Annotated in this window: 22 protein-coding genes; 11 read left to right on the top strand and 11 right to left on the bottom strand. The window is 64.7% G+C overall.

All coding sequences use genetic code 11. The features are described 5' to 3' along the window. Positions 1-15: 15 nt before the first annotated feature. From K0F85_RS18940 to K0F85_RS18930, 3 genes are read right to left on the bottom strand one after another with little or no spacing between them, the layout of a single operon-like run. Positions 16-834 (bottom strand): carbohydrate ABC transporter permease, encoded by an 819-nt coding sequence (locus K0F85_RS18940; protein ID WP_219117504.1) that lies wholly within the window; start codon positions 832-834, stop codon positions 16-18. Further along, on the bottom strand, positions 831-1,823 hold the full coding sequence (locus K0F85_RS18935) for a carbohydrate ABC transporter permease (protein WP_257572883.1): 993 nt from the start codon (positions 1,821-1,823) through the stop codon (positions 831-833). The genes K0F85_RS18940 and K0F85_RS18935 overlap by 4 nt, the downstream gene beginning before the upstream one ends. Before the next feature lie 7 nt (positions 1,824-1,830). Further along, entirely contained in the window at positions 1,831-3,111 is a 1,281-nt protein-coding gene (locus K0F85_RS18930) for an ABC transporter substrate-binding protein (protein WP_219117503.1), read from the bottom strand. 378 nt (positions 3,112-3,489) lie between these two features. Between K0F85_RS18930 and K0F85_RS18925 the strand changes: the two genes are divergently transcribed. From K0F85_RS18925 to K0F85_RS18910, 4 genes are all read left to right on the top strand, one after another. Next, entirely contained in the window at positions 3,490-4,509 is a 1,020-nt protein-coding gene (locus K0F85_RS18925; protein WP_219117502.1) for a LacI family DNA-binding transcriptional regulator, read from the top strand. Between the two features lie 212 nt (positions 4,510-4,721). Continuing rightward, positions 4,722-5,300, top strand: a complete 579-nt coding sequence (gene sodB, locus K0F85_RS18920; RefSeq protein ID WP_035825732.1) for a superoxide dismutase [Fe] — start codon at positions 4,722-4,724, stop codon at positions 5,298-5,300. A 132-nt stretch (positions 5,301-5,432) separates the two neighbouring features. Continuing rightward, positions 5,433-8,405, top strand: coding sequence for a sensor histidine kinase (locus K0F85_RS18915; protein ID WP_219117501.1), 2,973 nt, complete (start codon positions 5,433-5,435; stop codon positions 8,403-8,405). Between the two features lie 128 nt (positions 8,406-8,533). Continuing rightward, entirely contained in the window at positions 8,534-8,905 is a 372-nt protein-coding gene (locus tag K0F85_RS18910) for a lysozyme inhibitor LprI family protein (RefSeq protein WP_219117500.1), read from the top strand. A gap of 33 nt (positions 8,906-8,938) precedes the next feature. On the opposite strand, the gene K0F85_RS18905 is transcribed toward K0F85_RS18910, so the two are convergent. Then, positions 8,939-10,510: a CYTH and CHAD domain-containing protein gene (locus K0F85_RS18905; protein ID WP_219117499.1), complete on the bottom strand. Its 1,572-nt coding sequence runs from the start codon at positions 10,508-10,510 to the stop codon at positions 8,939-8,941. Positions 10,511-10,631: 121 nt separating this feature from the next. Here K0F85_RS18905 and mgrA point away from each other — a divergent pair, with 121 nt between their 5' ends. Further along, complete coding sequence (gene mgrA, locus K0F85_RS18900) at positions 10,632-11,672, top strand: L-glyceraldehyde 3-phosphate reductase (protein ID WP_219117498.1); 1,041 nt, start codon at positions 10,632-10,634, stop codon at positions 11,670-11,672. A 5-nt stretch (positions 11,673-11,677) separates the two neighbouring features. On the opposite strand, the gene K0F85_RS18895 is transcribed toward mgrA, so the two are convergent. The 3 genes from K0F85_RS18895 to K0F85_RS18885 all read right to left on the bottom strand — a co-directional run bounded on the left by K0F85_RS18895 (position 11,678) and on the right by K0F85_RS18885 (position 13,012). After that, positions 11,678-12,157: a DUF2244 domain-containing protein gene (locus tag K0F85_RS18895; protein ID WP_219117497.1), complete on the bottom strand. Its 480-nt coding sequence runs from the start codon at positions 12,155-12,157 to the stop codon at positions 11,678-11,680. Between the two features lie 85 nt (positions 12,158-12,242). Continuing rightward, positions 12,243-12,560, bottom strand: coding sequence for a hypothetical protein (locus K0F85_RS18890; RefSeq protein ID WP_219117496.1), 318 nt, complete (start codon positions 12,558-12,560; stop codon positions 12,243-12,245). Between the two features lie 122 nt (positions 12,561-12,682). Then, positions 12,683-13,012, bottom strand: a complete 330-nt coding sequence (locus K0F85_RS18885) for a hypothetical protein (protein WP_219117495.1) — start codon at positions 13,010-13,012, stop codon at positions 12,683-12,685. Between the two features lie 285 nt (positions 13,013-13,297). Here K0F85_RS18885 and K0F85_RS18880 point away from each other — a divergent pair, with 285 nt between their 5' ends. The 6 genes from K0F85_RS18880 to K0F85_RS18855 all read left to right on the top strand — a co-directional run bounded on the left by K0F85_RS18880 (position 13,298) and on the right by K0F85_RS18855 (position 19,006). Next, the gene (locus tag K0F85_RS18880) at positions 13,298-13,615 is read left to right on the top strand and encodes a DUF4148 domain-containing protein (RefSeq protein WP_219117494.1); all 318 of its coding nucleotides are present in this window, start codon (positions 13,298-13,300) and stop codon (positions 13,613-13,615) included. A gap of 123 nt (positions 13,616-13,738) precedes the next feature. Beyond that, positions 13,739-15,151, top strand: coding sequence for an efflux transporter outer membrane subunit (locus K0F85_RS18875; protein WP_219117493.1), 1,413 nt, complete (start codon positions 13,739-13,741; stop codon positions 15,149-15,151). A gap of 73 nt (positions 15,152-15,224) precedes the next feature. After that, entirely contained in the window at positions 15,225-15,731 is a 507-nt protein-coding gene (locus tag K0F85_RS18870) for a MarR family winged helix-turn-helix transcriptional regulator (RefSeq protein ID WP_219117492.1), read from the top strand. Positions 15,732-15,741: 10 nt separating this feature from the next. Further along, positions 15,742-17,898, top strand: coding sequence for an FUSC family protein (locus tag K0F85_RS18865; protein WP_257572881.1), 2,157 nt, complete (start codon positions 15,742-15,744; stop codon positions 17,896-17,898). Then, positions 17,888-18,088, top strand: coding sequence for a DUF1656 domain-containing protein (locus K0F85_RS18860; RefSeq protein ID WP_219117491.1), 201 nt, complete (start codon positions 17,888-17,890; stop codon positions 18,086-18,088). Before K0F85_RS18865 ends, K0F85_RS18860 begins: the two co-directional genes overlap by 11 nt. A gap of 54 nt (positions 18,089-18,142) precedes the next feature. Further along, entirely contained in the window at positions 18,143-19,006 is an 864-nt protein-coding gene (locus tag K0F85_RS18855; protein ID WP_257572880.1) for an efflux RND transporter periplasmic adaptor subunit, read from the top strand. A 3-nt stretch (positions 19,007-19,009) separates the two neighbouring features. Here the strand turns inward: K0F85_RS18855 and K0F85_RS18850 are convergent, their stop codons facing one another. From K0F85_RS18850 to K0F85_RS18835, 4 genes are all read right to left on the bottom strand, one after another. Further along, the gene (locus K0F85_RS18850) at positions 19,010-19,756 is read right to left on the bottom strand and encodes an SDR family oxidoreductase (RefSeq protein ID WP_219117489.1); all 747 of its coding nucleotides are present in this window, start codon (positions 19,754-19,756) and stop codon (positions 19,010-19,012) included. A gap of 81 nt (positions 19,757-19,837) precedes the next feature. Next, positions 19,838-20,062: a hypothetical protein gene (locus K0F85_RS18845; RefSeq protein ID WP_219117488.1), complete on the bottom strand. Its 225-nt coding sequence runs from the start codon at positions 20,060-20,062 to the stop codon at positions 19,838-19,840. Positions 20,063-20,077: 15 nt separating this feature from the next. Beyond that, complete coding sequence (locus tag K0F85_RS18840; RefSeq protein ID WP_219117487.1) at positions 20,078-20,749, bottom strand: thiol:disulfide interchange protein DsbA/DsbL; 672 nt, start codon at positions 20,747-20,749, stop codon at positions 20,078-20,080. A gap of 147 nt (positions 20,750-20,896) precedes the next feature. Continuing rightward, positions 20,897-22,432 carry a TonB-dependent receptor gene (locus K0F85_RS18835; protein ID WP_219117486.1) on the bottom strand — a complete coding sequence of 512 codons (1,536 nt, stop codon included), beginning with the start codon at positions 22,430-22,432 and terminating at the stop codon, positions 20,897-20,899. Positions 22,433-22,516: the final 84 nt, after the last annotated feature.

Genomic DNA, 22,516 nt, shown 5'->3' with positions numbered 1-22,516 from the left:
TGGATTAAGAGAGTACTAGCCTTTGACGGCGCCTTGCGTCAGGCCCTCGATCAGGCGTTTGGAGGCGACAAAGAACATCAGCAAGAGCGGCAGCACGGCAATCGCGGCGCCCGTCATCAGCGCGCCCCATTCCGTGTTGTTCGGTGCCTGCATGCTGCGCAGCGCCAGCGGGATCGTGTAGTTCTCGACCGAGCGCATGACGACCAGCGGCGTGATGAAATTGTTCCACGAGTTGATGAAGGTGATCAGGCCCAGGGTGCCCATGGCGGGGCCGATCAGCGGCAGCACGACACGCCAGTAAATGGCGAATTCACCGCAGCCATCGATGCGCGCCGCCTCGATCAGATCCTTCGGGATGGCCGTGCCGATGTACTGGCGCATCAGGAAAATCCCGAGTGCGCCGGCCGCTCCCGGCACGTACAGGGCGCGCGGCTGGTCCAGCCATCCGAAGAAATCCATCAGCATGAAGGTCGGGATCATGTTCATGAAAGACGGGATAATCATCGACGCCATCACCAGGGTGAACAGGGGCCGCTTGAAGCGGAATTCATACATGGCGAAGGCATAGCCGCCCAGGGAACAAAAGAACAGGGTCAGCGCGGTGGTCATCAGGGCCACGTACAGGCTGATGCCGATATTGCGCCAGAACGGCAGGCGCTCCTGCAGCAGCTCCAGGTTATGCAGCAGTGCCGTGCCAAACCAGCGCGGCGGCGGCAGGCTGTAGATTTCTGCGCTTGTATGCGTGGCGAAGACGAACATGAAGTAAAACGGCGCGACCATGACCAGGGCGCCCATGGCCACCATGGCGTAGGCCATCGAGCGTGTGGTTTTCATCGGGCGTCCTTGGATTCTCGGCGTTCGTTGCGGCTGAAGATGCGGCTATTCACCCAGGTGGTGCTGGCGATGAGAAGAAACAGCAGCCAGGAAATGGCCGATGCAGTGCCGAAGTCGCCCGAGGCAAACGCTGTCTTGTAGACGAAGATGGCCGTCGTCATCACCGACTGGCTCACGCCGCTCGATTCGGCCACCAGCACGAAGGGTTCCTCGAACAGCTGCAGATTACCCATGATGGTCAAGGTCACGGCCAGGTAGACCATGGGGCGCAGCTGCGGCAAGGTGATATACCAGAATTGCTGGCGCTTCGAGGCGCCATCGATGGTGGCCGCTTCATACAAATCTTTCGGGATCACCTGCAGCGCCGACAGATACAACACCAGGTTCCAGCCCAGGTAGCGCCAGAAAATGACGAAGGCGACGGCCGGCTTGATGAACAGCGAGCTGCCCAGCCAGTCAATCGATTCCGCCGGGAACAAGCCGCCGACCAGCGGCAGGCTGGCGCACCATTGGATCAGCACATTGATCTGCCCGTAGTCGCGCGAGAACAGGGTGTTGAACACCATGGCGATGGCCACGCTGGAGGTGATGAACGGTAAAAAGTAAATGCCGATCACCAGGTTGCGCGAGCGCTTGAAGCTGCTATGGATGAAAGCTGCCAGCGGAATGGCCACCAGGTGCTGCGGCACGCCCGAGGCCAGCGCCAGCCACAGGGTATTGCCCAGCGAGCGCAAAAACCACGGGTCCGTCAACGCATATTTGTAGTTGTCCAGGCCCACCCACTGCATGGCTTCCACGCCGCTGGCCGCTTCCCACTGGTTGAATGACAGATAGATGGAAAACAGCAGCGGAAACAGGCTGAAGACGGCGAACAGGATGAAGAAAGGGCTGATGAAAATGTACGGCGCCCACTGCTTCATGTTGTAGCGTTTCCTGGCGGGCCGCGTGGCAGCTGCGGCGCCTTCGGTACAAGGCATGGTCGTGTTCATGCTGCTCCTAGCGCCGCGCGCGGTGGGTGATCAGGGCCTTGGCGTCGGCCAGGGCCGCCTTGATATCCTTGTTTTGCGCCAGCACGCTTTCCAGCTCCATGTTGACGATGTCGCGCGCCACGGCGTCGAACTTGTCGACGCGGATGACGGGAATCTTCGCCGCCGTGTCGCGCGCCAGCAGGCGCGTTTTCTGGCCGCCGAAATACGCCTGTGGCTCGTCCATCATCGGGTCCGCATACGCCGCCTTCAGTGCCGGGAAGGCGCCGATCTCCTTCAAGGAATGCAGCTGGATGTCCTTGTTGACAGTCATGAACTTGATGAATTCCCACGCTTGTGCCTTGTTGCTCGCCTTTTTCGGGATGCCGTAAAAGGAGCCGCCATACGAGGCCAGCGCGCCGGCCGGCAAGTTTGCCGCGCGCCACTGGCCTTTGGAATCGGGCGCCAGCCATTTCGCCAGGTGGCCGCTGAGCCAGGAACCCATCATCTGGCTGGCCACCTTGTCGCGCTTGAAGCCCTCGGCCCACTCGCCCGTCCAGGCCACGGTGCGCGCATCGATCCCCGCCACCCGCGCCGCCTTGGCCAGCTCGAACGCTTTCACGAAGCGCGGAGAATCGACCAGCACTTGCCCCTTGTCGCCAAAATAAATGCCCTCGCCATCTTTCAGGTTGGCGCGGATATAGATATCGGCCAGGTCGCTGGCGCCGGCCAGCAAGTAGGTGCCGGTGGCGGCCTTGAGCTTCTTGCCGGCGGCGATATACGACTCCCATGACTGCGTCAGGTCGGCCTCCTTGATGCCCGCCTTGTCCATCAAGTCCTTGCGGTAGAACAGGGTGCCAGGTCCCAGGTCGGCCGGCATGGCGCCCAGGGTGCCGCGCGAACTGGTCGCCTGCACAAAGGTGAACGGCACGAACTGGGCACGGTACTGCCCTGCCCCGTAAGGCGGCAGCAAGAGGTCTTCCATGCCCTTCGATTCGGCGAAACTGCCGACATAGCGGAAGTCGATGGCCATCACGTCAGGCAGGCGCGCACCGGCCGCCAGCGCCGTCGTCATCGAATTGTGGTGGTCGTCGATCTGCAGGCTGACCAGCTTGACCTTCACTTGCGGGTACAGCTTTTCCCATAGTGGCAAGGCGGTCTTGACGGCGCGGTCCAGGTCGGGGAACGAGGCGACGGTAATCGTGGCAGGGGCCAGCGCCGGCAGCACTGGGGCCGGCGGGACGGCTGCGGCCACGCCAAAGGCCAGGGTCAGCGCTGCCAGAGGGGCGGCGCCAAGTATGCTTGACTTCATTATTTCATCTCCGTTTATTGAGCGTCTTCTATCTTGAAAACGTTTTCACAACATGTGTTCTATTTAACACCGCAAAGAAAATCAAGTCAACCGAAAAAGTTGTCATTTTTATTGAGGACAGCTTGCGAAGCCGCACGTCGTGACGCGTATTCCCCTATGAAAAGATGCAAAAAATCGCCACTCAGAGGCTGTTGTTTTTTATGAAAACGTTTTCACGCTTGAGTCGGATGAGCGTTTCGACGCGAAATCCGACGCAGAGTTGGCCCTGGGCTGTCGGCTGACGCCGACCTGCGGCCTTATCGGCCAGTTATGGTAATCTTTCGATGAAAAGGTTTTCAGAGCACTGACAACCAGCCATATTGATACCCAGGAACCGCCTTGAACGATAGCGCCCACTCTGCTCCCCCTTCCACCTTGCTCGACGTGGCACGCCAGGCCGGGGTCTCGCCCAGCACCGTCTCGCGCATCCTGAACGGCACGGCCAGGGTCTCGGACGACAAGCGCGACGCCGTGCTGGCGGCCATTGCGCACATGAAATTCGCGCCGAATCAGATGGCCCAGGGCTTGAAGAAGGGCCGCTCGATGACCATCGGCATCGTGGTGCAGGATATTTCCAGCCCCTTCTTCGACGAAAGCCTGCGCGGCGTGGACGACGGCCTGAAAGACACGGGCTATGCATCCGTCATCGTCAGCGGGCACTGGAATGCGCAGGAGGAAGCCGACCGCATCCGTTTGCTGCTGGCGCGGAAAGTCGACGGCATCATCCTGCTGTCGGGGCGGATCTCGGACCAGAGCGTGCTCGATTTTTCGCAGCAGCGGCCCATCGTCTCGACGGGCCGCCTGCTGGCCACGAAAAGCGCCATCGGCTTCAAGCTCGACAACGAATACGGCGCCTACCTGGCCGTGCGCCACCTGGTGGAACTGGGCCACCGCCGCATCGCCTTTGTCTCCGGCCCGGCCAACAACACGGATGCGGCTGAGCGCCTGACGGGCTACCAGCGCGCGCTGCGCGAAGCGGACATCGCCATCGACCCGAAGCTGATGGTGGAAGGCGATTTCCACGAGGCAAGTGGCATGCTGGCCATGAACCATCTGTTCGATACGCAGCAGCAATTCAGCGCCGTCTTCGCCGCCAACGACCTGTCCGCCTATGGCGTGCGCCTGTGCCTGTACCGCAAGGGCATCCGCGTGCCCGACGATATCTCGCTCGTCGGATTCGATGACTTGCCCGGCTCGTCCTACACGACGCCACCGCTGACGACCATCCACCAGCCCCTGTACGACATCGGCCGCATCGCCACCGAGGCGCTGCTTGGACTGATCAATGGCGAAGCCGTGCAGGCGGCCATTCCGCCACTGGAACTCATCGTACGCGAGACCACGCGGCGCATCCGCTGAGGCTTGCGGCTGGGAACGTTTCCAAGCAGCTCAAGCTAAACGAGAATCACTACGCGAACGGCATCCGCGACGCGTGCCGGAATCTGCAGCAATGGCGCATCCGCTTTACAATAGTGGCTCGTTCAGCAAGAATGCTTGGTTCAAGCACGCAAGGCTCAACCCTCCGGCCGCAAGCCGGAAGACTCCGAACACTCACCACAAAGGGACATCACATGGAACATACTCTGCCACCACTGCCGTATGAAATGGACGCTCTGGCGCCGCATATTTCGAAAGAAACCCTGGAATACCACTATGCCAAGCATCACCAGGCGTATGTCACCAACTTGAACAACCTGATCAAGGGCACCGAGTTCGAGAACCTGTCGCTGGAAGAGATCATCAAGAAATCGTCGGGCGGCATCTTCAACAATGCAGCCCAGGTATGGAACCACACCTTCTACTGGAACGGCATGAAGCCGGCCGGCGGCGGCGCGCCTAGCGGTGCCGTGGCAGACGCGATCAACGCCAAATGGTCGTCGTTCGACAAGTTCAAGGAAGAATTCACCAAGTCGTGCGTGGGCAACTTCGGTTCGGGCTGGACCTGGCTGGTGCAAAAAGCCGACGGCTCCGTCGACATCGTCAACACCTCGAACGCCGGCTGCCCATTGACCACGGGCGACAAGCCACTGCTGACCTGCGACGTCTGGGAACACGCCTACTACATCGACTACCGCAACCTGCGCGCCAAGTACGTGGAAACGTTCTGGGGCCTGGTCAACTGGGACTTCGTTGCCAAGAACTTCGCGTAAGCGCGAGTTGTTGGCAATCCTGTCAACTTAGGGCAAGAAGAAGCCTGCGCCTCCCCGCGCAGGCTTTTTTTTGCCTGCTGCAAGGCCAGGCGCTGCGCTACAATCAATGCCCTGCCACCTCCCTCTGCCCCGATGTCCGCTCGCCTGCTGCGCCGCCTGTTGCTTTTGCCCCTGCTGGCGTGCCAGCTGCACGCGTGGGCGGCCGCCCCTGCCCCCCTGCTGTCCGACTACACCCACAACGCCTGGGGCGCCTTGCAAGGCGCGCCCGTCGACGTGCTGAAATTCGCCCAGGGCAAGGATGGCTGGCTGTGGATCGCCACGGCCACGGGTCTGTACCGCTACGATGGCGTGGGCTTCGATCGCGTGGACAGCGTGGTCGGCCACCGCCTGCCGTCGAGCAATGTGCTGGGACTGGCCACGCCGCCGGACGGCGCCGTGTGGGTCGGCTACCGCCTCGGCGGGGTCAGCGTCTTTCGCCAGAATGGCACGCGCACCTACCGCGAAGCGGACGGCTTGCCGTCGGGCGCCGTGTTCCATATCGAGGTTGCGCCCGACGGCGCCATCTGGGTCGGCACGCGCGATGGCGCGGCACGCCTGGCGCCGGGTGCAGACCGCTTTGTTGCGCAGGCAGCCAACGTGGGCCTGCCCGACAAGCGCGTGTACCAGATCCTGTTCGGGCGCGATGGCACGCAGTGGATGGGCACCATGCATGGCGTATTTTTCCGCAAGCCGGGCCAGGCGCGCTTTTCCCATGCCTGGCCGCGCACCATGCTCATCAGCATGGATGAAGGGCCCGATGGCGCCATCTGGGCGGTCGACACGCAAAACAATTACTATCGCGTGCGCACCAGCGCGCCGCGCGGCGGTGCACCCATCCGGCCCGACGCCAGGGGCAACGGCATCCGCTTCGACCGCGCCGGCACCATGTGGCTGATGCAGCCCGATGGCATTGAACGCAAGCTTGACCCTTCCGGCCCCAGCCTGGCGGCCCAGCGCCTGACGCTCCAGAACGGCATCAGCGGCCCGCTGCCGCAAACGTCGTTCCAGGACCGCGAAGGCAATCTGTGGTTCGGCACTTCGACCGGCCTGGACCGGCTGCGACCAAATCGCCTGAAGACCTTGCCCGTCGCCGTGCCCTTCGACCATCCCGGCATGCTGCCGGGGCCCGATGGCGATGTGTGGATCGGCGACTACGTGGGCGACGTGCGCAGCTTTACCGCCGACGGGGAGCAAAAAGTGATCTTGAAAGGGACGCTGTCGGCCAGCCACCGGGCGCCGGACGGCACGCTATGGCTGGGCAACGAGCAGGAGCTGCACCATCGCGCGCGCAACGGCAGCATGACGCGCGTGGCGCCGCCCGTGCGGGGACTCGATCCGCAGGCGCTGCAGCAAGACCGCTCGGGCGCGCTATGGGCCTCGTTTTCCGGCGGCGGCCTGTTTCGCCTGAGCGGCGGAAAATGGCGCGCGAACGGCGGCCTGTCCGGCCTGCCGGCGGTGCTGACCACGGCCATGGCGATCGATGGCGCCGGCACCGTCTGGCTGGGCCATGCCGACAATACAGTCAGCCTGGTGGCCGACGGCCAGCGCGCGGGCGCCGTCAAACGCCTCGGCGCAGCCGAGGGCTTGCAAGTGGGCAGCGTGCTGCAGCTGTACCGCGATGGCGACGCAATGTGGGCCGGCGGCGAAAACGGCGTGGCCCTGTACCGCGCCGGCCGCTTCCACACCTTGCGCGGCACCCACGGCGCCCTGTTTCGCGGCGTGTCTGGCATCGTGCGCCTGCCGGACGGCGACCTGTGGCTGCATGGCGCGGACGGCATCGAGCATATCGGCGCCGCCAGCCTGGCCGCGTGGATGCGGGACGGCAGCCCCGTCGATTCGGAACGTTTCGACGCGCTCGACGGCTTGCAGGGACATGCCTCGCAGCTGCGCCCCGTGCCTTCGCTGATCCATGCGCCCGATGGCAAGCTGTGGTTCTCCACCTCGGCCACCATCGCCATGCTCGACCCGCTGCATATCCGCCGCAATCGCCTGCCGCCGCCGGTGCAGATCCACAGCTTGCTGGCCGACGGCGTGCGCTACGCGCTGGACGATGGCAAGCCGCGCCACCTGCCGCAAGGCAGCAAGGCCCTGCAGATCGGCTTCACGGCCCTGAGCCTGTCGATGCCGGAACGCGTGCGCCTGCGCTACCGGCTGGCGGGCGTGGACACCGGCTGGCAGGAAGCGGTGGGACGCCGCGTGGCGTACTACACCAACCTTGCACCCGGCAGCTATCGCTTCGACGTCACGGCCGCCAACGAAGATGGCGTCTGGAACACGCAGGGGGCGGGGCTCGACATCGTGATCGCGCCCGCCTTCGTGCAAACGCCGTGGTTCGTTCTGCTGCTGGCGCTGGGCGCCGCGCTGCTGCTGTATGGCGGCTATGTGCTGCGCATCCGCCACCTGACGCGCGATATGCAGGAACGCTTGCAGGAACGCTTGCAGGAGCGCCTGGCCGAACGCTCGCGCATCGCCCGTTCGCTGCACGACACCCTGCTGCAAAGCGTGCAGGGCCTGATCCTGTCGTTCCATGCACATGCCGACATGCTGCCCAAGGGCACGCGCGAACGGGCGCGCCTCGATGGCACCCTCAACCTGGCTGACCAGTTGCTGATCGAAGGCCGCGACCAGATCATGGACTTGCGCGCCTCGGCCGAACCCGACGAACTGCGGCTGGCGCTGCAGCAATTCGGCAAGGGCCTGGCCGAGCACCGCGCGCACGCCTTCACGGTACAGGTCAGCGGCAGCTGCCGGCGCCTGCAGCCACGCGTGCATGACGAGATCTATGCCATCGCGCGCGAAGCGCTGTTCAACGCCTCGCGCTATGCGGAGGCGGCAAACATCGTGCTGGAACTCGACTATGCGGAGCAGGCCTTCACACTGCGCGTGCGCGACGATGGCTGCGGTCTCGATGACGCCGTGGCACAAACAGGCCAGCGGCCCGGCCATTGGGGCCTGGTCGGCATGCGCGAGCGCGCCGCCGGCATCCGTGCCAGCCTGCGCATCGACAGCCGGCCCGGCGCCGGCACGCAGATCGAAGTGAGCGTGCCGGGCCGCCTGGCCTACTGACGGCGCTTGCGGGCGCGCGCGCAAGCGTCTGCGGCCTGCGCGGGAAGTGTTGTACGATGCGCAAGAGCTTGCCTTGCGCCTGCCTGTCACTCCACGCCTGTCAATCCACTCTTTTCAGAAAGCCCGCCATGAAAAAATACATCCTTGCCCTGCTGGTATTTGCCTCCGGTTCCGCCTTCGCCAACTCGGCCTGCGATACGCCGCGCAATGACTTCGACGGCCTGTACTGTCTCAACAAGGTATACCAGGAAGCGGACAAGGAACTCAACGCCAACTACAAGAAACTTAGCTCCCAGCTCGATGCCGGCGGCAAGCAAAAGCTGAAATCGGGCCAGCTGGCGTGGATAGACAAACGCAACAATAGCTGTTCCAAACGCGAATCGTCGGGCTTTTATGTCAACCTCGATTGCGCCACCCAGACCACCATCGAACGCGCGCAATTTTTGCAGGACCGCGTGCGCGAATGCGTGAGCGCCGGCTGCCAGAACAGCAAACTGTGAACTGAAACTGCACCAGCGCAAAAGGGAACCGGCTCAGGCCGGCAAGCGGGCCGCCTTGAAGCGCCGCCAGGCCTTGTGCATGCGGCCATCGCGGCCCTGCGCCTGCGCGCGCGCCGCCAGATAGCCGCGCACGAAGGCCGCGTGTTGCCGCAGCCCGTCCTGAGCGGACTGGTCAGCCTGGACCTCGGGTAATTGCCGCAGCAGCCGGTCGGCCACCTGCACATCGTTGAGCCGGCCCAGTTCATCCTGCAGGGTCGATAGCCGCGCCACATACGGTTGCACGGCGCGCGCGGCCAGCAGCGAGGCAAAAAATTCCGTCGCATACCGCGTCTTCTTGGCCGCGATGCGCAAGCGGTGGCGCTGCTGCGGCGTGGCATGCTGCAGGCGCTTGCCGCGCTTCACCAGGCGGCGCTGGTCCTTGCGCAGCATGGCGCGGGCAAACGGCGGGACGTGCGCGTCCAGGCGCCGCACCTGGCGCAGGGAGCAACTGTCGCGCCAGGCGCGTGCCTGCAGCCAGCGCTGCAAGCCCAGCATGCACGCCGTGTAGCGCACCGATGTGACGGCCTGGGCCGCCTGCACGTGCTTGCGCCGTGCCTGCGCATGCGCCGCCTCTGCCAGCGCCGCCGCATCCGCTTGCGCCGCGCCATCGAGCTGCGCCAGGGTATTGCCAGCCAACACATCCCAGTCGCGCGCCTCGCCCAGCGCGCCGCCCAGCCAGGCAAGTTCGCTCTTCAAGGCGTCCGGCAGCGCCAGCAGGGACTTGAACATGCCCAGCGCCGAGCGCAAACGGCGCAGGCCCACGCGCATCTGGTGCACGCTTTCTACACTCTCGCCCCCCGCCACGCCCTCCTGGTTGCCGCCGACTTGCTCCAGGCAATTGCCGGCGATGGCCAGGAACACTTGCTCCACCGACATCGCCGCATCCAGCGCCAGGGGCTGCGCCTTAATAGCGCGCAAGGCTTGCAATGGTTCGGACAAGGCCAGCCGGTAGCCGCGTTCCGCCTTGCTCAGGTGGCCAAGTTGCAGCGGCACGTCTTGCAGCAGGGCCAGCGCCACGTCGAACAGGCTGGCGGCCTGGCCCTGCTTCAATTCCAGTTCGATCTCGCTGACGGGCACGCTGCGCGCAGCGTCATCCGCGCCGCTTTCAATGACACCCTGGTCCAGCACGCATTCGATCTGGTCGCCCTGCGGCGTGCGCAACAGCCATACGGTGCGCTCGATGCGCGTGGTAAACACCGGCTGCAAGGCGTCGCGGACGGTGTCCAGGCGCAGCAGCGCGCGTATCGGCTGCTTGCGGCCGATGGCAGAGTCGAGCGCGGCGAGGTCCGGCTGCGGCCCCGGCACGTCGACTTCCCATTCGTGGCGGCTGTGCAAGCCGCCGCTGACGCTACCGCCTGCCTTCAGGGTTTGCACCCAGCGCCCGTCCACCTGGCGCACGCGCAAGCCCGCCTGGTGGCGGCACAGCTGCAAATCAGGCGTATCGACATAGATATCGTGCATCTGCAGCACCTGCGGCGCTGTTTGCGCAGTCTGCGCCAGCAAAGAATGCGCACGCAGACGGGGCGCATCGTCGGGCGCCAGCAGCAACTTCAGTTCGATTTCCATGACCGCTCCTTGCGAGACTCCTGAACGCCTATTGTACGGCGCGCCCGATTGCGCGCAAGGCGCACGCACGCCCGTCGTGATTTTGCGCGAAAATAAGCGCTTCATTCAACCAGGAGATGCCATGAGCTACCACGCCGCCGAGAACCGCTACGACAGCATGCCATACCGCACGTGCGGACGCAGCGGGCTGAAACTGCCGCTGCTGTCCCTGGGCTTGTGGCACAACTTTGGCGACAGCAACAATCTGGCCTCGCAGCGCGACATGCTGCGCACCGCCTTCGACCTGGGCATCACGCATTTCGACCTGGCCAATAACTACGGCCCGCCGTATGGCAGCGCGGAAAGCAATTTCGGCAAGCTGCTGCGCGACGATTTTTTACCGTACCGCGATGAACTGATCATTTCCACCAAGGCGGGCTGGGACATGTGGCCTGGGCCCTACGGCCAGGGCGGCGGCTCGCGCAAATACGTGCTGGCCAGCCTCGACCAGAGCTTGCGGCGCCTGGGCCTGGACTACGTCGACATCTTTTACTCGCACCGCTACGACGCCGAGACGCCGCTGGAAGAAACCATGGGCGCGCTGGCCACCGCCGTGCAGCAGGGCAAGGCGCTGTACGTGGGCCTGTCGTCGTATTCGCCGCAAAAGACGGCCGAGGCCGCCGCCCTGCTGACGGCGTGGAAAGTGCCGTGTCTGATCCACCAGCCGGCCTACAATATGCTCAACCGCTGGATCGAGGAAGACGGCTTGCTCGACACCTTGCAGCAGGAAGGCATGGGCTGTATCACGTTTACGGCGCTGGCGCAGGGTTTGCTCAGCGACAAGTACCTCGATGGCGTGCCGCAGGATGCGCGTGTCAACCGTCCCGGCGGCGGTTCGCTGACGCAACAGCACCTGAGCGCGGAAAACCTGGCCCGCGTGCGCGCCCTGAACCAGATCGCCGCGCAGCGGGGGCAAACCCTGGCGCAGATGGCACTGGCCTGGGTGCTGCGCGATCCCCGTGTCACCTCTACCCTGATCGGAGCGAGCAGCAGTGCGCAAATCCGCGAAAACGTGGCCGCGCTGCAGCAATTGTCGTTCACGGCCGACGAACTGGCCGCCATCGACGTGCAGGCGCGCGAAGGCCATATCAATCTGTGGGAAGGCCCGTCGCGGGCCGTGTAAAGCGTTCACGGCGGCGACATTCGCGGTGGCAGCAGCGCGCAGAGTTCCTGTGCCACCTGCCGGCGCCGCTCTGGCGTGGCGAAGACGCCCACCGCCACATGCCGGCTAGCATCACGCATATCGTTGATGTGTATCAATTGGCGCGGCCCTTGCGGCACGGCGATGCGCGTGCAACAGAGTGCAAAGTCGTGGCGCCGGCAGCGCCCGGCGCTGACCTGTTCGACGATCAGCACGCCGTCGCGCAAGACGATGTGTTCATAGTCGCGCGCGTGGCGCAGGTAGTGCAGCAAGGCAGCGGCCACCAGGCCCAGTTCGGCGAACGAAAATACGGGAATGATCCAGAGGCCGCGCAGCGCAAAGGCGGCCGCAATCACGAGGGAAAACAGGCATAGCAAGCCGTAGGCGCGCAGCAACTGGCGCGCCGTCAAGGCACTGTGGCGCGCCAGCAGCCATTGCGGCTGCTCGCGCGAGTGATCGCGTGGCATGGTGCCTCCCGCACTATTGCTCCATCACCCTCTCACCGCAGCGGCCCTCGTGGCCGCCGCCAGGTTCAGCCAGCTCGCGCCCGGGTCAGGCGCCCAGGCGCACCAGCGCGTGGCCCACGTGCTGCCACCAGTGGTCGCGCGACTTGACCTGTTTCAGGCAAGACATGTCGATTTCCGTGGGAAACACGCGGTCCTGGCAAGCCTTCGTTTCCAGGGCGTAGCGCTGGTTTTCGGCCGCCGCCAGCGCCACGACCAGCCAGAAAGCCAGCGCCAGCAACACCACCAGCACACTCCAGGCCAGGTGATTGGTATAACTTTTTTCACCAAAAAACTCGCGTGGCCGCGTCTCGCGGTACATCGACATCAAACCTTTTTCTTTCTCTTGCGACATCTGCGTTTGCATCCTCTGACATCCTATGCTGTGCCGGCCGGTTGGCCATGGCGGCGCGCACGCCACCTTGCCTACATTTTACGCTGATGGCGCAGCAGAGGCGGTAATTCGTGGCGGCAATTCGCCCCCCGGCCTCAGGGGCGCGGCAGCGGCGCCTGCGGCGTGCGCGGTTCGTCCCCGCCATCCTGCGCCACCGGCGCGGGCACCATGCTCTCCACATGGTCGACATCGATGTCGCCACCATCGGGCGCCGCGTTGTGCGGTTCCACGCCAGCCCGCACGCCGGTGCCGGCCGCATCGCTGTCGTTCTCGAGCTCTTCCGCATCCTGCCCGGGCACGCCCTGCATGTCGCTACCGCTTTCGGAGCTGTCGCTGGGACCGAGCGCGCCCTTGCCATGGCCGCTGCCCAGTACGCGGTCGGAAGTGGCGGGCAAATTATCCGGATCGAGTGAACTGCTGCTCATGGCTATCTCCCATTAATAAAAGAACCAGCTTACTCCCCTGGACTGGCCGGCGGCGCACGCCTGCACGGCATTCCTGCGGACAAAATGCGGCGGCGCACAAATATTTTCATAAATTACTTCACAAATGTACTATTCATTGCTATAGTTAATTCAAGTAAGCATCTTCTCATCCAGAAACTGCTTCATCGGCGGCAGGGCGCCCACCAGCACCCTGCCGCCGAACCGACCGGTACGTGGCGAGCCGGCCCATCCACCCAGCCATCATGCATATTTTGGAGTCTTATCATGCAAGCCAAATCACTCATCGCAGCATTGTTTGCCATCACCACCGCCACCTCGGCTTTCGCCCAAAGCACGGCACCTGCTGGCAACGGCCAGCCATTGACGCGCGCGCAAGTCACGGCCGAATACATCCGCGCCCGCAACGCCGGCGAAATCGCCACAAGCGAAGTCGACTACCCGAAAACGCCGGCCACCGCCACCAGCCAAGTGACGCGCGAGCAAGTCATGGCCGAGTTCTACGCTGCCCGCAAGGCTGGCCTGATCCCGCAAACGGAAGCGGACTTTGATGTCGCGCAGACGACCAAGCACGTCGTGAAATAAGAAACCAGTCAGCCGGTTTCAAACAGTCATACCTCAGTTGCGGCGCAGCACCCGGGCCACTCCCGGCGCTCACCGCGGCGAGTTGTCAGCATCACCCAACACCATCCCTCCCGGAGTCCCTGCATGTCCCTGCACCGCCGTTTGCTTGCCGCCAGTCTGATCCTTGCCTTGAGCGCTTGCGCCGACATGGGCCATATCGCGCCGCAATCGGCCATGCTCGACGCCAATACACTGCAGGCGAGCAAGGCCATGGATGCCGCCGCCAGCGCCGCCATACAATGGCCGCGCACGCAATGGTGGCAAGACTTGCACGACCCCCAATTGAACCGGTTGATGGAGCAGGCGCTGGCCGACAGCCCCACCCTGCGCGGCGCCCAGGCGCGCGTGCGCCAGGCCGAGGCGCTGGCCGGCGCAGCCGAGGACAAGACCCGCCCGCAAGCGGACGCGAATGTCTCCATCAACCGCGAACTGTATTCGCAGCATGGCAGCACGCCGGCACCGCTGGCCGGCAATTACGCCTGGCGCAACCAGGCCACCGTCACGGCCTCGTACGACCTGGACCTGTGGGGCCGCAACCGCGCCGCCCTGTCCGCCGCCCTGGGCGATGTGCAGATGGCGTCGGCCGAATCGCAGATGGCCCGCCTGGCACTGGAAACGGCCTTGGTGCGCACCTACATCCAGCTATCGTATGAATTCCAGCTGCAGGACGTGATCGAACGCAGCCTGGCGCAGCGCGCCCGCATCCTCGACATCACGCGCCGGCGCAAGGCGGCCGGCATCGGCACCGACATCGACGTGGCGCAAATCGAAACCACCCTGCCGGCCGGCCGGCGCCAGCTGGAGCAGTCGGCCGAGTCGCTGGCCCTGCTGCGCAACCAGCTGGCGGCCTTGTCGGGCAAGGGTCCGGCCGCCGGCGCGGCGCTCACGCGCCCCGTGCTGCGCCTGGACCAGCCACTGGCCATCCCGCCAGCGCTGCCGGCCGACCTGATCGGCCGCCGGCCCGACATCGCCGCCCAGCGCTGGCGAGTGGAAGCGGCGGCGCAGCGCATCGACTCCGCCAAGGCCGAGTTTTACCCGAACGTCAACCTGGTGGCGTTTGCCGGCTTCCAGGCATTTGGCTTCAGCCACTTCCTCGATGCCAATTCGCAGATCCGCGGCGCGTCGCCCGCGCTGAGCCTGCCCATCTTTGCCGGTGCCCGTTTGCGCGCCCAGCTGGGCAGCCAGACGGCCATCTACGACGGCGCCGTGGAGCAGTACAACGCTACCGTCATCAACGCCATGTCGGACGTGGCCAATGCCGTCACCCGCGCCCAGTCGCTGGCCAGGCAGCACCAGCTGACCACGCAGGCGCTGGCCACGGCGCAGCGCGCGCGCGACCTGGCGGAAAAGGCGTACAAGGCGGGCATGAGCGACGCCATCAACATGCTCAACACGCAAGTGGCGCTGCTGGCGGAAGAACAGCAGCAGGCACAAAACGGGGCGCGTGAACTCGATCTGTACGTTTCCTTGATGAATGCACTCGGTGGTGGAATCTAAGCTTGCAATCCTGGCATTGCCCTAGCTCAACAAGATACAATCGGAGCTTTATTCACACATGAAGGAATACGACATGACCGCTTTTGACGCCACCTCCAAGCGGCTGCAAAACATCCGCACGCGCATGCCAGGCTTCCCCATGGAACTGATGCGTTTGTTGCGCATGACGTACCACATTCAAAAAGGCATGAAGGATCTGACCAATGCCGCGCTGAAAAAGCACGACCTGGTCGATGCCAGCTACATGGTGCTGGCCGTGCTGTACGGCACGGACGATGAAACCTCGAACGCCTGCACCCTGGGCATGGCCTGTCATGAAAAGCCGGCCAACCTGACGCGCGTGTGCAACGACCTGGAAACGCGCGGCCTGATCCACCGCGGCACGCGCCCCGGCGACCGCCGCTCGGTGATGATCTCGCTGACCGACAAGGGCCGCGCGCTGATCGAAACGGCGCTGCCCGACGTGTACCAGGAAACCTCGGCCCTGTACGAAGGCTTGACGGAAGAAGAGCTGCAAGTGCTCGACAAGCTGTACATGCGCCAGTTGCGCAACCTGAACAATCTCAACAACCAGAACTGATAGCCTATTGATGACGCCAGCCACAGCAACAACATACACGCGCGGCCCCCTGTCCCGGGCGGCCCACTGGCTGGCGCTGGCGCTGCAGGACTGGCGCACGACGGAGGGCGAACGCTGGATCTACGTCGGCAAGACCCTGATCGCGGCGTTCTGCGCCCTGTGGCTGGCCTACCGCCTGGGCCTCGATTCACCGAGCACGGCGATGACCACCACCATCATCCTGGCCCTGCCCAGCAGCGGCATGGTGCTGGAGAAAAGTTTTTACCGCCTGTGCGGCACCCTGCTCGGCTGCACTGCCGCGCTGACCCTGATCGGCCTGTTCCCGCAGCAACCGGTGCTGCTGTTCGCCGGCCTGGCCCTGTGGGTGGGCCTGTGCACGAGCGGCTCGGCCCTGCACCGCAACGCCCAGTCGTATGTGTATGTGCTGGCCGGCTACACTGCCTGCATGATAGCCCTGCCCGCCATCGAGCAGCCCATGCAGGTGTTCGCGCTGGCCGTCACACGCGTGGCCGAAGTGAGCCTGGGCATCATCTGCTCGGCGGCGGTCTCCAGCGTGCTGCTGCCGCGCCACCAGGGCACGCAGGTGATGCGCACGGTGCAAGCCCGCTACGGAAAATTCCTCAGCTTTTGCCAGGACGTGCTACAGCAAAAGCTCACCCCGGCGCAGGTGGAACTGACGCATTTGCAGTTTGCCGCCGACGTGGCGGCGCTGGAACTGGGCCGTTCTGCCGCGCTGTTCGAAGTCACCAGCAAAGTGAGTCACGTGCGCGCACAAAACCGCAAGCTGCACGCCTTCAACGCCACCTTCATGACGGCGCTGACCACCTTCTATACCTTCCACCGCCTGTTCGACCGCCTGCGGCGCGACGGCGAGACCCAGGTCATGCAGGCGTGCGCGCCGCTGTACGCCATCGTCGCCGAGGCACTGCAAACGACGCCGTCGCAAGGCTCGCTCGACACCATGCAACAGCATCTGCAAACGGCGCTGGGCCAGGCACGCATGGACATCGATGGCGCAACCATCGTGCATGCGCAGCGCATCGATTTCGACACCGTCTGCGAGCTGCTCGAGCGCTTTGCGCGCGACATGAGCCGCTTTCACGAAGTGTATTTCAGCCTGGCGCACGACACGCCTCTGGCCATCGCCACGCCGCAGGCATATGCACCCAAGACGCCGCCCGCGCTGGTGATCGCCAGCGGCGCGCGCGCGGCCATCAGCCTGGCCCTGCTGGCCCTGGGCGCCTACTTCCTGGCCTGGCCTTACGCCAGCACGGCGATGCTGATGGCGGCCGTGTTCTGCGCACTGGCCTCGTCCTCGCCGCGCCCCATCCTGATGATCCGGCAAGTGCTGGCAGGCTTTTTGATCGCCATGCCCCTGTCCCTCGTCTGCGTGTACTTCGTGCTGGTGCACGGCGACGGCTTCCCCATGCTGGTGCTCAGCTTTGCGCCCTTCCTCGCCGTCGGCCTGTATCTGATGACGAATCCGGCCAAGCTGGGCGTGGGCCTGGGCGTGTCAACCTTCATCACGCAAATGGCGCCGACGAATGTGATGCATGTCGATGGCGCCGCGTTCCTGAACACCGGCATGGCGCTGATCGTCGGCCTGATGCTGGCCGCCCTGGTGTTTGCCGTGCTGCTGCCGGAACACACGATGGGCCACAAGGACCATATCGGCCCGGCCCTGTGGCGTGAAGCGCTGCAGGCGTGCACGGCGCCGGCGCGACGAGTCAAGCACCGTTTCGACAACCGCGTGCGCGACTTGCTGAGCCAGCTCAATGCAGCGGCCGGACCGGCGCCGGGAGCAGCCACGCGCAGCGTCGTGCGCCAGGCCCTGACGTTGCTGGAAATCGGCCACTCGGTGATCGAATTGCGCGAACTGATTGCGACCGCGCGGCCGGGCGCCACGCGCGACGCGCTGCAGCTGTGCGTAGACCACATCGCCAGTTGGCTGCGCACGCGCAGCGACACGGCACTGCAGGTTGCGCTGGCGGCCACCCTGCAGGCGGGCGCGGTGGTGCGCACGGCACAAGCGCAAGCAAGAGCGACAGCCGAGCGCAAGCAGGAGCAAGACCTGCGCCTGCACACGGCATTGGCCGACCTGCATTCGATCTACACCTCTTTACTCGACCATATGGCGCCTGGCGCCGGAGACCATCATGCCGCGTGAATTCGCCCTGTTCGGAATTCTGATTCCCACCCTGCTGCCGCTGTTCATCCTCAGCATCGGCCTGCAAACCCTGCTGGACCGGGTGCTGGGCTGGCTGGGCGTGTACCGCATGGTGTGGCACCCGTCGCTGGCGCGGCTGTGCATCTTCGTCGCCATCTTCGGCGCGCTGGCTTTATCGCTGTACAAATAACGTTCGACTAATGTTCAACCTGATCAAGGAAAGGCTGCCGACATGGTAAGCAAAATGACCCGCTATGCAATCACCTTGCTGCTCCTGGCTGCCGCCCTGTGGATAGGCAAGACCGTCTGGGACCGCTACATGGAGTCGCCGTGGACGCGCGACGGCCGCATCAAGGCCGACATCATCAACATCAGCGCCGACGTGGCAGGCACCGTCACAGACGTGCTGGTGCGCGACAACCAGGTGGTACAAAAGGGCGACGTGCTCTTCGTCGTCGACAGGGCACGCTATGCGAGCGCCCTGGCGCAAGCCGACGCCGTGCTGGCCGCGCAAAAAACAGAAATGGGCCGCCGCGGCAAGGAAGCGCAGCGCCGCGCCAATCTGGACGCCAGCATCATCTCCACGGAAAGCCGCGAAAGTGCCGCGTTTTCCGCCAGTTCGGCTTCGTCGCAAGTGCAGGCGGCGCTGGCCGCACGCACGCTGGCGCAATTGAACCTGGACCGCACCACGGTGCGTGCCCCCGTCACCGGCTACGTGACGAACCTGAACGTGCACAAGGGCGATTTCGCCGCCGTCGGCGCGGCCAAGCTGGCCGTCATCGACAGCGCCTCGTATTATGTCGTCGGCTACTTCGAAGAGACCAAGCTGGGCATGCTGGCGCAGGACGACAAGGCGGAAATGAATCTGATGAGCGGCGGCACCCTGCACGGCCACATCGAGAGCATCGCGCGCGGCATCACCGATCGCGACGCCGCCACGGGCCGCGAACTGCTGGCCGACGTCAATCCCACGTTCAACTGGGTACGCCTGGCGCAGCGCGTACCCGTGCGTATCCACATCGACGAGCAACCCAAAGGTCAACTCCTGGTGGCCGGCACCACCTGCACCGTGGTGATCACACCCCATTCAGCGCCCGCCAAAGCGTAAGCTTTAGCGCCCGCCCGCCACGTCGAGGAGGCTGCCCGTCACATAGCTCGCGCCTGGCCCCAGCAGGTAGAGGATGGCGTCGGCGATTTCTTCCGGCTGGCCGCCGCGCTGCATGGGCACGCCCGATGCCAGGCGCGCCACCCGTCCCGGCTCGCCGCCCGAAGCGTGGATCTGCGTATAGATAATGCCTGGCCGCACGCCGTTGACGCGGATGCCCTCGTCCGCCACTTCCTTCGCAAGGCCGAGGGTGAGCGTATCGACGGCGCCTTTCGAAGCCGCGTAATCGATGTATTCGCCCGGTGAGCCGATGCGGGCGGCCACCGACGAGACATTCACGATGCGCCCGCCCTGCCCGCCGTTTGCCGTCGACATGCGCCGCACGGCTTGCTGGCAGCACAGGAAATAGCTGATCACATTCGTGCGCAGCACGCGTTCGAGGCGCTGCACGGAAATGTCGGCCAGCCGGCATTTCTGCTCCAGCACGCCCACGTTGTTGACCAGCGCGGTGAGCGTGCCAAGACGCGCATCGACTTCGTCAAACAAACGCGCCACGTCCGCTTCGTCGCCCACGTCAGCCTGCACGGCGATGGCTTCGCCTCCGTCGGCGACGATGCGCGCGCACAGTTCTTCCGCCGCCTGCGCATCGCGCACATAGTTGACGCAGACGGCATAGCCCTGGCGCGCCGCCAGCAAGGCAGTCGCCGCGCCGATGCCGCGGCTGCTGCCCGTAATCAAGATCACTTCCTTCATCAACCCTCCCGGATGGTTATGGCTTCATCATACGCGGACGAAAAAAAACCCGCGCGCGGCGGGTTCTTCTTGCAGACACATTCAATTCCGGAAGTGCGTCATGGCGTAGCCCAGATGCTGCCACCAGTGCTCGCGCGACTGCACGGACGCCAGGCATTTCGCATCGACCTCGTTCTTGAACGCAGGGTCCACGCAAGCCTTGCTGGTCAGCGCATTGCGCTGGTTTTCCACGTTGACGAGGGCAAGCGCCAGCCAGGCCACGAGGGCGAGGGCCAGTACGCACAAAGTCCAGGGCAGCTGTTTCATGGTAATTCTCCAGTGTTACTTCTTCGCTGGCGCGGGAGCGCGCTCTTTCAGAACGCGCGCCACCAGTTCATCCATCACGCGCAGGGTCGCTGTCTGGGTCTCCGGCTCGGACTGGCCCGGACGCGACAGCTGCGCTGGCGACGTGACGAAGCGGCCATCGATGACGATGGTCGGCGCGCTGTCAATCTTGCTGGCAGTGATCAGCTGCTCGTTGCGTTTCAGCTTGGTCTGCACGCCGAAGGAATTGAACATGTCCAGGTATTTGGCCTTGTCGATGCCGTTTTTCACCAGCAGGTCGAGGATGGCGTCATCGCGGTTCAGGCGGTTGCGTTCGACGTGGATGGCGCGGAAGATCTTGTCGTGGAACTGGTCCAGCTGCCCCATCGCTTCCAAGGTGGCATAGGCGTGCGCCTGCGGATCTTTCGGGCCGCTGAAGGCCAGGTGGATGCGGCGGAAGGCGATCTTGTCGCCCTGCTTCTTGACCCAGTCGTGCATCAACGGATCGAGCGCATAGCAATGCGGGCAGGAATACATGAAGTACTCCACCACTTCCACCTTCTTGCCCGTGTCCGTGCGCACTGGCGAAGGGAGCGTGGTAAAGCCGGTATCGGCCGCCATGGCGCCGCCGGTGGCCGCCACCAGGGTGACGGCGGCGAGCAGGGGACGCAAGAAACGCAGAAAACGCATAATAATCCTTCATCATAAAGTGGTCGTGAACGGGGCGAGATTACCACTTTTTGCGCTGTCCATTGTAGCGCGGGCCGAAAAAAGGGAGTTTTACACGCTCCGTTTGCGCCTGATTAAGCCGCTCTTAAGCGGCGCTGCGCGTCTGTCTCAGAAATGGTAGCGCGCCGACACGCGCAGCTGGCGCGCATCGTTAAGGTAAATGCTGGAACGGCAGCCTGGCGCATCGCCGTAATGGCGGCGGTTGGCCAGGTTGCTGCCGGCCAGTTCCAGCTCCCAGGCGCCCAGCTTGCGCGCATAGCGCCCATCCAGGGTGGCAAACGCGGGCACTTGCGCCAGACAGCTGTTGGCGAAATCCGGGCCATAGCGCAGGGCGCGCAGCCATTGCACGCCAACGTCGGCGCTGGCGCCGGTCTGACCCGTCCAGTACAGGCGCAGGCTGGCCAGGGTCTTGGGCACGAGGGCGATATCCGGGCCGTCGTAGGCGTAGTCGTCATAGCGCGCATGCACTTGCCGCAGCTGAGCGTCGAGGCGCCAGTCGCGCGCCAGCGCCAGGCTGGCCTCGATGGCGATGCCGTCGCGGCGCGAAGGGTCGAGGTTGCCCGCGAAGCCCAGCTGGCCCAGGCTCGGGTCGAAGACGATCTGATTGCTGAGGCGCTCGCTGAAGACGCGCACGGAAGCGCTGCGCGCCGCGTCGCCGTAGGTGGCGCCCACTTCCGTTTCGCGCCGCAGCTGTCCCGCCAGGGGACGGTAGCCGGCGCGGGTATAGCCATCATCATCGATGCGGTAGCTGCGCGCGGCCTTGGCGTACACGCTCAGTTGCGGGCGCAGCTGCAAGCTGCCCTGCAAGTCCCAGGCGTTCTGGTTTTCCCAGTCGCTGCCGCCGGCGGGCATGTCGGCCGGATCGAGCTGGAACTGTTCATGCCGCAGCCCCAGCAGCATGCGCGGCGCATATGGGCCGCCGAAGGCCAGCTCCTCGCGCAGCAGCAGTGCGCGCGAGTACTGGCGGCGCTGCCCATCGCCATCGCGGCCCGAGCGCCGCTGCCACTGCATCAAGTCCAGGCCGACTTCCGTATCCGTGCCCACGCCGCCCAACTTGCCGTAATGGCGCAGGCGGGGCGCCAGTTGCCGGCGCCGGCTGCTATACATCGATACGCTGCTGCCCTCCTCGCCCGCATAGTGGGCCGTGGCGTGCTTTTCCCGCTGCGACAGTTCCACCCCCAGCTCGAACTTGCCGACGTAGCGCTGCACGAAGGCGCTGGCGCGCCGCACCTCATAGCGATACAGATCCTCCGGGCGGGCCGCCAGCAAGGCCAGGAACGGCGCCTCGGGCGCGGGGTAGCGGGTGTCCTGGTTCAACTGGTCGGCGCTGAAGCCAAAGCGGCCCTGGCGCACCTTCCATTCCGCGCCTCCGTTGAAGCCGCGCTGCTGAAACACGCTGCCATCACGGTAATTGCCATTGCGCAGCCCGTCCATGGCCACATCGAGCGTCATGCCGCCCTGCTCGCGCGACAGGGCGCCGCGCACGCTGTGCTGACCGCCCTGCGCCAGCTCGGCGGACAAATCGCCATGCGTGACGCCGGCCGCGCCAGCCTCCACGCCTTCCTGCGCGCACGCCGGCATGGCCAGGGCGCACAGCAACAAGGCGCGCGTGGCAACGGTCAGGGCGGAAGGGGCAGGCATCATGGCGGCAGGCTGAGGCGTCACTGCGGCGCGGACGCACGCCAGTGGCACGGAGGGATGGCAAAAGCCGCTCATTATACGCAGGGT

Origin of the sequence: Janthinobacterium sp. UMAB-56 (assembly GCF_900095265.1) — a bacterium.
In the GTDB taxonomy this organism is placed as follows: domain Bacteria; phylum Pseudomonadota; class Gammaproteobacteria; order Burkholderiales; family Burkholderiaceae_D; genus Janthinobacterium.
This window is presented reverse-complemented; position numbering and strand designations above follow the sequence as displayed.

What these genes read in the sequence shown, in the direction of transcription:
- K0F85_RS18940 (WP_219117504.1), bottom strand. Translation starts at nt 834, where the DNA reads ATGAAAACCACACGCTCGATGGCCTACGCCATGGTGGCCATGGGCGCC.
- K0F85_RS18935 (WP_257572883.1), bottom strand. Translation starts at nt 1,823, where the DNA reads ATGAACACGACCATGCCTTGTACCGAAGGCGCCGCAGCTGCCACGCGG.
- K0F85_RS18930 (WP_219117503.1), bottom strand. Translation starts at nt 3,111, where the DNA reads ATGAAGTCAAGCATACTTGGCGCCGCCCCTCTGGCAGCGCTGACCCTG.
- sodB (WP_035825732.1), top strand. Translation starts at nt 4,722, where the DNA reads ATGGAACATACTCTGCCACCACTGCCGTATGAAATGGACGCTCTGGCG.
- K0F85_RS18915 (WP_219117501.1), top strand. Translation starts at nt 5,433, where the DNA reads ATGTCCGCTCGCCTGCTGCGCCGCCTGTTGCTTTTGCCCCTGCTGGCG.
- K0F85_RS18910 (WP_219117500.1), top strand. Translation starts at nt 8,534, where the DNA reads ATGAAAAAATACATCCTTGCCCTGCTGGTATTTGCCTCCGGTTCCGCC.
- K0F85_RS18905 (WP_219117499.1), bottom strand. Translation starts at nt 10,510, where the DNA reads ATGGAAATCGAACTGAAGTTGCTGCTGGCGCCCGACGATGCGCCCCGT.
- mgrA (WP_219117498.1), top strand. Translation starts at nt 10,632, where the DNA reads ATGAGCTACCACGCCGCCGAGAACCGCTACGACAGCATGCCATACCGC.
- K0F85_RS18895 (WP_219117497.1), bottom strand. Translation starts at nt 12,157, where the DNA reads ATGCCACGCGATCACTCGCGCGAGCAGCCGCAATGGCTGCTGGCGCGC.
- K0F85_RS18890 (WP_219117496.1), bottom strand. Translation starts at nt 12,560, where the DNA reads ATGCAAACGCAGATGTCGCAAGAGAAAGAAAAAGGTTTGATGTCGATG.
- K0F85_RS18885 (WP_219117495.1), bottom strand. Translation starts at nt 13,012, where the DNA reads ATGAGCAGCAGTTCACTCGATCCGGATAATTTGCCCGCCACTTCCGAC.
- K0F85_RS18880 (WP_219117494.1), top strand. Translation starts at nt 13,298, where the DNA reads ATGCAAGCCAAATCACTCATCGCAGCATTGTTTGCCATCACCACCGCC.
- K0F85_RS18875 (WP_219117493.1), top strand. Translation starts at nt 13,739, where the DNA reads ATGTCCCTGCACCGCCGTTTGCTTGCCGCCAGTCTGATCCTTGCCTTG.
- K0F85_RS18870 (WP_219117492.1), top strand. Translation starts at nt 15,225, where the DNA reads ATGACCGCTTTTGACGCCACCTCCAAGCGGCTGCAAAACATCCGCACG.
- K0F85_RS18865 (WP_257572881.1), top strand. Translation starts at nt 15,742, where the DNA reads ATGACGCCAGCCACAGCAACAACATACACGCGCGGCCCCCTGTCCCGG.
- K0F85_RS18860 (WP_219117491.1), top strand. Translation starts at nt 17,888, where the DNA reads ATGCCGCGTGAATTCGCCCTGTTCGGAATTCTGATTCCCACCCTGCTG.
- K0F85_RS18855 (WP_257572880.1), top strand. Translation starts at nt 18,143, where the DNA reads ATGACCCGCTATGCAATCACCTTGCTGCTCCTGGCTGCCGCCCTGTGG.
- K0F85_RS18850 (WP_219117489.1), bottom strand. Translation starts at nt 19,756, where the DNA reads ATGAAGGAAGTGATCTTGATTACGGGCAGCAGCCGCGGCATCGGCGCG.
- K0F85_RS18845 (WP_219117488.1), bottom strand. Translation starts at nt 20,062, where the DNA reads ATGAAACAGCTGCCCTGGACTTTGTGCGTACTGGCCCTCGCCCTCGTG.
- K0F85_RS18840 (WP_219117487.1), bottom strand. Translation starts at nt 20,749, where the DNA reads ATGCGTTTTCTGCGTTTCTTGCGTCCCCTGCTCGCCGCCGTCACCCTG.
- K0F85_RS18835 (WP_219117486.1), bottom strand. Translation starts at nt 22,432, where the DNA reads ATGATGCCTGCCCCTTCCGCCCTGACCGTTGCCACGCGCGCCTTGTTG.